Annotated in this window: 8 protein-coding genes and 1 tRNA gene; all 9 read left to right on the top strand. The window is 56.5% G+C overall.

The genetic code is table 11. The features are described 5' to 3' along the window. The first annotated feature begins 167 nt into the window (after nucleotides 1-167). A tRNA-Gln gene (locus tag ACO4XG_RS01275) sits at nucleotides 168-240 on the top strand. 149 nt (nucleotides 241-389) lie between these two features. After that, complete coding sequence (locus ACO4XG_RS01270; protein WP_308508781.1) at nucleotides 390-1,235, top strand: CvfB family protein; 846 nt, start codon at nucleotides 390-392, stop codon at nucleotides 1,233-1,235. A 145-nt stretch (nucleotides 1,236-1,380) separates the two neighbouring features. Further along, complete coding sequence (locus tag ACO4XG_RS01265; protein ID WP_308508782.1) at nucleotides 1,381-2,481, top strand: PucR family transcriptional regulator; 1,101 nt, start codon at nucleotides 1,381-1,383, stop codon at nucleotides 2,479-2,481. Beyond that, nucleotides 2,465-3,799, top strand: coding sequence for a S41 family peptidase (locus ACO4XG_RS01260; protein ID WP_308508783.1), 1,335 nt, complete (start codon nucleotides 2,465-2,467; stop codon nucleotides 3,797-3,799). Before ACO4XG_RS01265 ends, ACO4XG_RS01260 begins: the two co-directional genes overlap by 17 nt. 180 nt (nucleotides 3,800-3,979) lie before the next feature. Continuing rightward, a complete protein-coding gene (locus tag ACO4XG_RS01255) occupies nucleotides 3,980-4,810 on the top strand; it encodes a transporter substrate-binding domain-containing protein (protein ID WP_308508784.1) in 831 nt (276 codons plus the stop codon). Nucleotides 4,811-4,817: 7 nt separating this feature from the next. Continuing rightward, nucleotides 4,818-5,510: an amino acid ABC transporter permease gene (locus ACO4XG_RS01250; RefSeq protein ID WP_308508785.1), complete on the top strand. Its 693-nt coding sequence runs from the start codon at nucleotides 4,818-4,820 to the stop codon at nucleotides 5,508-5,510. Beyond that, entirely contained in the window at nucleotides 5,500-6,237 is a 738-nt protein-coding gene (locus ACO4XG_RS01245; RefSeq protein ID WP_308508786.1) for an amino acid ABC transporter ATP-binding protein, read from the top strand. Before ACO4XG_RS01250 ends, ACO4XG_RS01245 begins: the two co-directional genes overlap by 11 nt. Nucleotides 6,238-6,392: 155 nt before the next feature. After that, nucleotides 6,393-7,739: an FAD-dependent oxidoreductase gene (locus ACO4XG_RS01240; protein WP_308508787.1), complete on the top strand. Its 1,347-nt coding sequence runs from the start codon at nucleotides 6,393-6,395 to the stop codon at nucleotides 7,737-7,739. A 135-nt stretch (nucleotides 7,740-7,874) separates the two neighbouring features. Beyond that, nucleotides 7,875-10,697: an excinuclease ABC subunit UvrA gene (uvrA, locus tag ACO4XG_RS01235; protein WP_308508788.1), complete on the top strand. Its 2,823-nt coding sequence runs from the start codon at nucleotides 7,875-7,877 to the stop codon at nucleotides 10,695-10,697. Nucleotides 10,698-10,768 lie beyond the last annotated feature (71 nt).

Raw genomic sequence — 10,768 nt, 5'->3', positions numbered from 1 at the left:
CGAACCTCCTGGTGTTGTGTTGTGTGGTAACTTCATCATACCACGAGTTCGTCATAGGCTCTTTTTTATTGTCCTAGTTCATCTTACAATCATCCCAATAAAAAGTATTTCAAAAAAGCAATTGACAGCAAGAGACAAAACGGGTATACTCTCTTTGTTCTTGTGATTGGGCTATCGCCAAATGGTAAGGCAACGGACTCTGACTCCGTCATTGTGAAGGTTCGAATCCTTCTAGCCCAGCGAGTAAAACCGAGCCGTCCGGCTCGGTTTTTTTGTATCTGTTATTTTGACCGATATGTGGCTATGATTGAGACAGTGCGTTGTTTCAGGACGTTGGATATTCGGATTTGATGATTCGCCGAGAGGCGATTTTGGAAAGGCGGTAGGGCATGAAGTACTTAAAACTTGGCGTGATGCAGACTTTGGTGATTGAGAGACAAAAGGAGTTCGGTGTCTTTCTCCGCGCGGCAGCGGACACGGTGGGGGAGGAGACCGTGCTGCTCCCGAAGAAGCAGCTGCCTGCGGGGGCGGCGCAGGGCACGGCGCTCGAAGTTTTCTTATACAAAGACAGCTCGGACCGCCTGATTGCGACGACGCGCCGCCCCCTGCTCACGGTCGGCGAAGTCGGAAAGCTTGAGATTCGGGAGATCACGAAAATCGGCGCGTTTCTCGACATGGGGCTCGAGCGCGATGTGCTGCTTCCGTTCCGGGAGCGGGTCGGGGAGATTAAGCCCGGCATGCAGGTGCTGGTCGCGCTCTATGTCGACAAGAGCGACCGTCTTGCCGCGACCATGCGGGTGTACCGTCATTTGAGAGCGGCGGAGGGAGTCGCGAAAGAACAGGTGGTGCGCGGCACAGTCTACGAGCTCGGCGAGCCGGGCATTTATGTTGCGGTCGATGACAAGTATTTCGGCATGATCCCGAAGTCCGAGGCCTACGGCAACTTCTCGGTCGGACAGGAAATCACGGCGCGTGTGATTCGCGTGCGGGAGGACGGAAAGCTGGATTTAAGCCCCCGGCGCAGAGCCTTCGAGCAGATGGATGAGGACGCGGAACTGCTGCTCAGAAAACTGGACGAAGCGGGCGGAAGTCTGCCCTATCACGACCGGAGCAATCCGGCGGAAATCGAGGCTGCGCTCGGCCTCTCGAAGAATGCGTTCAAACGCGCACTCGGGCGCCTCTTGAAAGCCGGGAAAGTAGTCAAGACGCCACAAGGGTTGCTGAAAAAATCATGAATATTGCCTAAAAATTAGCCTTGTCCTCCGCTTGTATGCTTGCTATTCTTGTCAAACTGCCTTATGATGGTTCTGATTGAATGTGAAATTCTTTGAAAACACGGTAGCAGCGGAGCTGTGTCACCGCGATTGAAAGGAGACAGGGATGATATCGAACCAAATTTTGCAGTCCACCCTGGAGGGAATGAAGGCAATTACCCGCGTGGATCTTTGCATCACGGACACCGAGGGCAGTCTGCTGGCCGGAACGTTTCCGGAGGCGGAGACACAGGAAGCCGCAGCCTATACCTTTGCCAATTCGCCGGCGGACGCACAGGTGCTCGGCAACTATCAGTTCTTTAAAATTTTTGATGACAACCAGCTCGAGTACATTCTGGTTGCCTGCGGTGCAAGCGAGGATGTCTACATGGTCGGAAAGCTCGCGGCGTTTCAGGTCGAGAACCTCCTGACAGCTTACAAGGAGCGCTTTGACCGCGACAACTTCATCAAGAACCTACTGCTCGACAACCTCCTCTTAATCGACATCTACAACCGCGCAAAGAAGCTCCAGATTGAGGAGCAGGCGCGCCGCGTCTGCTTTGTGATCGAGACCGAGGCGGGGAAGGAGATGAGTGCGCTCGAGACCGTGCGCAATATCTATGCAAATCGCGGGCATGACTTTGTGACGGCGGTCGACGGTCGCACGATTATCCTGGTGCGCGAAGTGCGCGAGGGCGAGAGCTTTGAGGAGCTCGACCACGCGGCGCGCGAGGTGATCGAGGGGCTCCGCGCGGCGGAGATTCTGGATGTGAATATCGCCTACGGTACGATTGTGAAGGACATCAAGGATGTGTCCCGCTCGTACAAAGAGGCTATGATGGCGCGGGAAGTCGGCAAGATTTTCTATCCGGGCCAGACCATTGTTGCCTACAACAAGCTCGGCATCGGCCGCCTGATTTATCAGCTGCCGTCTTCGCTCTGCAAGATGTTCATCAGCGAAATCTTCGAGGGCAAGACCCCCGAGCAGTTTGACGAGGAGACCCTGCAGACCATCAACAAGTTCTTCGAGAACAGCCTGAATGTCTCGGAGACCTCGAGACAGCTCTACATCCACCGGAATACCCTGGTGTACCGTCTCGACAAACTGCAGAAGACCACGGGTCTCGACCTCCGCGTCTTCGAGGACGCCATCACCTTTAAGATTGCGCTGATGGTTGTCAAGTATATGAGTTCTAAGGAAGAGGTATTTGATGGCAGAAAATTCTGAGTGGAAGAACGACGAGGAGGAAGCCCGCGCCCGGAAAGAGGCTGAGGCGGCCGTGCGACACGCGCGCGACTATCATATGCGGAAGCAGGGCTACTGGAAGGGCTTCTTCGTCGGCTTTTTTGCCTGCGTGGCAGTGCTTGCGGTTGCAGCCGCAGTTCTGTTTTTCCGGGTGAGCGGCAATCGCCGGCCTTACCGGGCGGACAAGACGACGCAGGCCACCCCGGCTGAGGCGAGCGCCAATCCGAAAGATCTGAATTACGATAAGATCGAGGCGAAAATGCGCCTTCTGCAGAATGTGATATACAAGAATTATCTCTTTGATGAGAAGGAGACGGATGTCGAGGACGGCATCTACAAGGGCATGATGTCCGGTCTCGGCGATCCCTACTCGGTCTACTACACGGCGGACGAGTATAAGAAGCTGACCGAAGAGACCAGCGGGCAGTACTCCGGCATCGGCGCTGTGCTGAATCAGGATCCGGATACGAAAATCAGCCGCATTGTGACCGTATTCCCGGGCTCCCCGGCCGAAGAGGCGGGGCTCAAGCCCGACGACATTCTCTACCAGGTCGCCGGAAAGGATGTGACCGGAGAAAATCTGGATGTCCTGGTCGCGAGTTATATCCGCGGCGCAGAGGGAACCAGCGTCGAAATCAAGGTACTTCGCGGTGACAAGCACGAGGAACTCACGTTTAACGTGACGCGCCGCAACATTGTGATGCCGACGGTCGAGTCGGAGATGAAGGCGAATAAAATCGGCTACATCCGCGTGCTTCAGTTCGACACCGTGACATCGGATCAGTTCAAACAGGCGGTCGATGAGCTCCAGAAGAAGGGCATGAAGCGTCTGGTCATTGACCTTCGCAACAACCCGGGCGGCGTTCTGGACTCCTGCATCTCGATGCTCGACTACATGTTGCCGGACGGCCTTCTGGTCTACACGGCAGGGCGGGACGGTGTCGGCGAAAAGTATTACGCGACCGACGGGCACGAGGTGAATCTGCCGACTGTCATTCTGATTAACAAGGGTTCGGCGAGCTGCTCGGAGATTTTTGCGGGTGCCTACCATGACTTCGGCCGCGCAAAACTGGTCGGCACGACGAGTTTCGGCAAGGGCATTGTCCAGTTCGTGATGCCGCTCGGCGACGGCTCGGCGGTGAAACTCACGACACAGCATTATTATACGCCGAATGGCTTTGATCTCCACGGCAAGGGTGTCGCGCCGGATGTCAAGGCAGAGTCTGAAGAGGGCGATGTGCAAAACGGCGAGAAGGACGCACAGCTTGCGCGTGCGCTGGAAGTTGTACAGGAAGAATAAGAAGAAAACGAGATGAGACAGACCGACCGGAAATTTGAGGCGTCTGTCTCTTTTCTCACCCAGAATGCATAAAAATAAGTATTATAGATTATTTTTGCAAATAACAGCTTGCCTTTTTCGGGGCAGGGCGTATATAATGGGGCAAGAGAAAATGAAAACCGGATTCAGGAGGGGAAAAAGATGAAATTAAAAAAAGTTGCGGTGGCAGCGGCAATCGGACTGATGGGCATGGCACTCATGGCTTGCGGCGGCAAGAAGAGCGAGGAGAGCAGCGCGGCAGCGGGCAGCGAGAGCAGTGTATCGGCCGGTAGCGTGGCGGCGGATGCGGCAAAGGTAAAGACCGTGAGCGCGGGTAAGCTCACAATGGTCACAAATGCGGAGTTTCCGCCCTACGAATATCACGAGGGCAATGACATCAAGGGCATCGATGTCGAGATTTGTCAGGCAGTCGCCGAGAAGCTCGGTTTGAAGCTGGAGATTGAGGATGTCGCCTTTGATGCGATTATTCCGGAAGTGACTTCCGGCAAGGCGGATCTCGCGGCGGCAGGTATGACCGTTACCGAGGATCGGAAGCAGAACATGGACTTCTCGGACACCTATGCGAGCGCCAAGCAGCTGATTCTGGTGAAGGACGATTCGACGCTTGCGGATAAGGATGACCTGAAGGGCAAGAAAATCGGTGTGCAACAGGGCACGACGAGCGACCTCATGAGTACGGAAGACTTTGGCGATGACGCGGTGGTGCGCTTCTCGAAGAGCATGGAGGCCGTGCAGGCGCTCACCCAGGGCAAGATTGACGCGGTTATCGTGGACAGCCAGACCGCAGAGCAGTTTGTCAAGGAAGTGCCGGGCATCAAGGCGCTGGATACAAGCTATTCTGACGAGTCTTATGCAATCGGCGTAAAGAAGGGCAACACGGAGCTCTTGAATGCCGTCAACGGCGCGCTTGCGGAGCTAAAGTCCGAGGGCAAGCTCGACGAGATTGCGGCGAAGTACACGAAGGCAGAGTGAGGAAAGAATGTTTCAGACATTTGCAAACGATTTTCAGCGGAATTTTATCGCGGATAACCGCTGGCGCTATCTGACCAACGGCCTTGCGGTCACGCTGGAAGTCACCTTCTTTGCGGTGTTGCTCGGCGTGCTGCTCGGCTTTTCGGTCGCACTGGTGCGCGAGGCACACCGCAGTACCGGCAAATTTCGCCTGCTCAGCACGATCGGCGGCGTCTATCTGACCGTGATTCGCGGAACGCCTGTGGTCGTGCAGCTCATGCTGATTTATTTCGGCATCTTTGCCTCGGTGCGCATTCCGCAGATTCTGGTCGCAATCATTGCCTTCGGTATCAACTCGGGCGCCTACCAGGCGGAGATTTTCCGGACCGGTATCGAGGCTGTGCCGCGCGGTCAGTACGAGGCGGGGCGCAGCCTCGGCTTCAGCTATTGGAAAACCATGTGGCGTATCGTGATGCCGCAGGCCGTGCGCAATGTGATTCCGACCCTGGCGAATGAGTTCATTGTTCTGATGAAGGAGACTTCGGTTGCGGGTTATGTCGCGCTGAACGATCTTACAAAGGGCGGTGATATCATCCGCAGCCGCACGTATTCCCCCTACCTGCCCATGCTGGCGGTGGCGCTGATTTATCTCTGCCTCGTGATGATTTTCTCCGCGGGCGTCAAGTATCTGGAGAGGAGGTTGAAGACCGGTGAGCGCTAACGCTTTGATTCAGGTAAACGAACTCCGGAAAGCCTACGGAAAGCAGGAAGTCCTGAAAGGCATCACGACAGAGATTCAGACGGGAGAGGTAGTCTGTGTAATCGGCCCCTCGGGCTCGGGAAAGTCGACTTTTCTCCGCTGTTTAAACCGCCTCGAAGAGCCGACCTCCGGGCAGATTCTCTTTGAGGGCGTGGATCTCTGCGACAAAAAGACGGATATAGACCGCGTGCGGCAGCGCATGGGCATGGTCTTTCAGCAGTTTAACCTCTTTCCGCACATGAACATTTTGCAGAATCTGACCCTCGGGCCGATGGAACTGCAGAAGCGGAGCCGGGAGGAGGCAGAGGCCTATGCAATGGAACTGCTTCGTAAGGTTGGGCTTGCCGAGAGAGCGAACGCCTATCCGCAGCAGTTATCGGGCGGGCAGCAGCAGCGTATCGCGATTGTGCGGGCGCTCTGCATGAAGCCGGATGTGATGCTCTTTGACGAGCCGACTTCCGCGCTCGACCCTGAGATGGTCGGAGAAGTGCTGAACGTCATGAAGGATCTCGCCGCGCAGAAGATGACCATGGTCGTTGTGACCCACGAGATGGGCTTTGCGCGTGAGGTGGCGTCCCGTGTCATGTTCCTGGCGGACGGTTATTTCCTCGAGGAGGGAAGCCCCGCGGAATTATTCGGGAAGCCGAAAAACGAGAGATTGCAGAGTTTTTTAAGTAAGGTATTATAGGGCGGGGATAGGCGCAGTGACAGAGAGGAAGTGTAAGTAATTCGGCTTACACCTTCCTCTTTTTTGCTTCCGCTTGACGCGGAGGCGCGAAAGGTCTATGATTAATTTAAGAATCATTCTTATTTTGTATTTGACATCAATCGGGAGGTCATGTGATGAGACAATATAAAAATTTGATTATCGGCTTCGGCAAGGCGGGCAAGACGCTTGCAGGCTATCTCGCAAAGCAGGGCGAGAAGACCGCGCTGGTGGAAGAGAATCCCCTTCGCTACGGCGGCACCTGCATCAATGTGGCTTGCATCCCCTCGAAGTCTCTGGAGCACAGCGCAGCGCTCTCGGCTACCTTCGGCGGCAGCTTAGCGGAGAAGAAGGAGCGCTACCGGGCGGCAATTGCGGAGAAGCAGCGCCTCACGGGCTTCCTCCGTCAAAAGAACTATGAGAAAATCGCATCGACCGGTGCGGAGATCATTGATGCGCGCGCAGTCTTTCTGGATCAGCACCACGTAAAGCTTCAGTTCCCGGACGGTCGCGTGGATGAGGCAGAGGCAGAGCGCATCTTTATCAACACCGGTGCGGTCACGGTGATTCCGCCGATTGCGGGCATCGAAAACAACAAGAAGGTATTCACGAGCGAGAGCATGATGGAACTCGCCGAGCTTCCGGTGAAGCTCGTCATCATCGGCGGCGGCTACATCGGCCTCGAGTTTGCATCCTACTATAATAACTTCGGATCCAAGGTCACGGTGATTCAGGACAGCGAGCAGTTCATTCCGCGCGAGGATAAGGAGATGGCGGCACTCATCGAGAAGACCCTCGTTGAGAGCGGCATCGAGATTATCAAGGGCGCGAAGGTCGAAGAGATTCAGGGCGGCAGCGTGCGCTTTACCGTGGGCGGCAAGGCAGAAGAGAAAACGGGAGACGCAGTACTCCTTGCGACCGGCAGAAAGCCGAACAGTGCTAATCTCGGCCTCGAGCACACGGGCGTTGAACTCACGGCGCGCGGCGGCATCGTGACCGATACGCAGTGCCGCACCAAGGTTCCGAACATCTTCGCGATGGGCGATGTGCGCGGTGAGCTTCAGTTTACCTACATTTCTCTCGATGACTTCCGCATTGTCCGCGACGCCCTGAAGGGCAAGGGACGCAGCACCGAAAACCGCGGCGCCGTGCCCTATGCGGTCTTTTTGACCCCGCCCTTTGCGAGAGTGGGCTTAAGCGAGGAGGAGGCGGTCGCAGCCGGAAAGCAGTTTAAGAAGACCCTGCTTCCGACCGCGGCAATCCCGAAGGCACAGGTGCTCCGCGAGACCCGCGGCGCGCTGAAGGTGCTGGTGGAAGAGGGCACGGGTCTCATTCTCGGCGCTCACCTCTTCTGCCCGGAGTCCCCGGAGATGATTAACCTTGTGAAGCGCGCGATGGACAGCAAGATTCCCGCTTCCGAGCTTGCGGAGCAGATTTACACGCATCCCACGATGACCGAGGCATTTAACGACTTGTTCGCATAAACAAATGTTCTCTTTTCCCTTGCCGTGGGACGGTTCTGCCGCTATACTGAATATGTGATTTGTGTTTTGCGCCTCTGCCAAGGGAAGAGGCGCTTTGTTTGTACCTGCGACAGGCGACAGGCGATAGAGGAAGAAATGGCAAAACAATATATTAAAATACGGGGCGCGGCCGAACACAACTTGAAGCACATCGATGTGGACATTCCGCGGAATGAGTTGGTGGTTCTGACCGGCCTTTCGGGCTCGGGAAAGTCGAGCCTTGCATTTGATACGATTTACGCCGAGGGGCAGCGGCGATACATGGAATCGCTCTCGAGTTATGCGAGACAGTTTCTCGGTCAGATGGAGAAGCCGGAGGTGGAGAGCATAGAAGGGCTCTCCCCTGCGATTTCGATTGACCAGAAGAGCACCAACCGGAACCCGCGTTCCACCGTGGGAACTGTGACCGAAATCTACGACTATCTGCGTCTTCTGTACGCGCGCATCGGCATACCGCATTGCCCGAACTGCGGGCGGGAGGTGCAGCGACAGACCATAGACCAGATGGTGGATCAGCTGCTCGCTCTGCCGGAGAAGACCCGTGTGCAGCTCCTTGCGCCCGTGGTGCGCGGCAAGAAGGGCAGACATGAGAAAGTGCTCGAAAAGGCAAAGCGGAGCGGCTATGTGCGCGTCCGTGTGGACGGCAACCAGTACGAGCTGAGCGAAGAAATCGTGCTGGATAAGAACATCAAGCATAACATCGAGATTGTTGTGGACCGCATCTCGATTCGCGACGGCATTCAGCAGCGACTCACGGATTCGCTCGAGGCGGCGCTCGCGCTTGCGGACGGCATTGCCGAGGCAGAAATTGTGGACGGCGAGACTCTGCGCTTTTCGCAAAACTTTGCCTGCCCGGACTGCGGTATCTCCATCGAAGAGGTGGAGCCGAGAAGCTTTTCCTTTAATAACCCCTTCGGTGCCTGCCCGGAGTGTGCGGGTCTCGGCTACAAGATGGAGTTCGACCCGAGTCTCATGATTCCGGACGAGAGCCTTTCGCCGAATCAGGGCGCGATTATAGCGCCCGGTTGGAACTCGAGCAGCCAGAAGGGAAGCTTTACGAATGCGCTTTTAAACGCGCTCGCGGAGCACTACAACTTTTCGCTCGACACGCCGTTTGAGGACTACCCCGCATCCGTGCGGGAGCTGATCCTCTACGGCACCAAGGGGAAGGAAGTGCCGGTTTTCTATAAGAGCCAGCGCGGCGAGGGTACCTATCAGGTCGCCTTTGAGGGCCTCATCGAAAACGAGAACCGCCGTTACCGCGAGACTTTTTCCGACACCATGAAGCAGGAGTATGAGAGCTTCATGCGCATCACGCCCTGTAAGGCCTGCGGCGGAAAGCGCCTCAAGAAGTCGAGCCTCGCGGTCACAGTCGGCGGCAAAGACATCTACGATGCGACGGATATGTCGATTGTCAAGTTCCGCGACTTTGCGGACAGCCTTGCGCTCACGGAGACGCAGCGAAAGATAGGCGAGCAGATCTTAAAAGAGATTCATAACCGCGTGAGCTTCTTAATCGATGTGGGACTCGACTACCTGAGTTTAAGCCGTGGGACGGCGACCCTTTCCGGCGGCGAAGCGCAGCGCATACGTCTGGCGACCCAGATCGGCTCCGGTCTGGTCGGCGTCGCCTACATTCTGGACGAGCCGAGCATAGGCCTCCACCAGAGGGACAACGATAAGCTCCTTGCGACCCTAAAGCACCTCCGCGATCTCGGCAACTCGGTCCTCGTGGTCGAGCACGACGAGGACACCATGCGCGCGGCGGACTGGGTTATCGACATAGGCCCGGGCGCCGGCGAGCACGGCGGACAGGTGGTCGCGGCGGGAACCGCCGAGGATCTCATGAAGAACCCGGACAGCATTACGGGACAGTATCTCTCCGGTGTGAAGAAGATTCCGGTGCCCGCGGAGCGGCGGAAATCCGATCAGTACCTCACAGTAAAGGGCGCTGCCGAGAACAACTTAAAAAAGCCGACGGTCAAGTTTCCGCTCGGCGTCATGACCTGCGTGACCGGCGTTTCCGGTTCCGGCAAGTCCTCTCTGGTCAACGAGATTCTCTATAAGTACCTCGCGAAGAAGTTAAACCGCGCGCACGAGCACCCGGGCGCGTTTCAGAGCATCGAGTGGGACGGCAAGCTCGATAAGGTCATTGCAATCGACCAGTCCCCGATCGGCAGAACGCCGCGTTCCAATCCCGCGACCTACACAGGTGTCTTCGACTTGATTCGAGACCTCTTTGCGGCAACGCCGGATGCGAAGGCGCGCGGCTACCAGAAGGGACGCTTCAGCTTTAATATTAAGGGCGGGCGCTGCGAGGCCTGCGCGGGCGACGGCATCGTGAAAATCGAGATGCACTTCCTGCCGGATGTCTACGTGCCCTGTGAGGTCTGCGGCGGCAAGCGCTATAATCGAGAGACTCTTGAAGTTCGTTACAAGGGGAAGACCATCTACGATGTGCTTAACATGACAGTCGAGGAGGCCTGCAGCTTCTTCGAGAACGTGCCGAGCATCGCGCGAAAGATGCAGACCCTGATGGATGTGGGCCTCTCCTACATCCGCCTCGGGCAGCCGAGCACCGAGCTCTCGGGCGGCGAGGCACAGCGTATTAAGCTCGCGGCCGAACTCTCGCGCCGCGGCACCGGACGCACGGTCTACATTCTGGACGAGCCGACCACCGGCCTCCACTTTGCGGACGTGCATAAGCTCGTGGACATTCTAAGACGCCTCTCCGAGAGCGGAAATACCGTTATCGTGATTGAGCACAACTTAGACGTCATCAAGACGGCGGACTATATCATAGACATGGGACCCGAGGGGGGAGATGGCGGCGGCACCGTGGTTGCCGCAGGCACCCCGGAGGAAGTGGCGGCGGTCGAGAATTCCTGGACAGGACGCTATCTGAAAAAATACCTGTGAACTGTTTGCAAAGCTGCCAAAGCTGAGACTACCGAAGCTTTGGCAGCTTTCTTGCACCTATGGTGCATACA

Source organism: Stomatobaculum sp. (assembly GCF_057248925.1).
The sequence above is the reverse complement of the archived record's forward strand: the minus strand, read 5'-3'. Positions and strand labels throughout refer to the sequence as shown.

Excerpts from the sequence above, each read along its gene's own strand:
- ACO4XG_RS01270 (WP_308508781.1), top strand. The coding sequence starts at position 390 with ATGAAGTACTTAAAACTTGGCGTGATGCAGACTTTGGTGATTGAGAGA.
- ACO4XG_RS01265 (WP_308508782.1), top strand. The coding sequence starts at position 1,381 with ATGATATCGAACCAAATTTTGCAGTCCACCCTGGAGGGAATGAAGGCA.
- ACO4XG_RS01260 (WP_308508783.1), top strand. The coding sequence starts at position 2,465 with ATGGCAGAAAATTCTGAGTGGAAGAACGACGAGGAGGAAGCCCGCGCC.
- ACO4XG_RS01255 (WP_308508784.1), top strand. The coding sequence starts at position 3,980 with ATGAAATTAAAAAAAGTTGCGGTGGCAGCGGCAATCGGACTGATGGGC.
- ACO4XG_RS01250 (WP_308508785.1), top strand. The coding sequence starts at position 4,818 with ATGTTTCAGACATTTGCAAACGATTTTCAGCGGAATTTTATCGCGGAT.
- ACO4XG_RS01240 (WP_308508787.1), top strand. The coding sequence starts at position 6,393 with ATGAGACAATATAAAAATTTGATTATCGGCTTCGGCAAGGCGGGCAAG.
- uvrA (WP_308508788.1), top strand. The coding sequence starts at position 7,875 with ATGGCAAAACAATATATTAAAATACGGGGCGCGGCCGAACACAACTTG.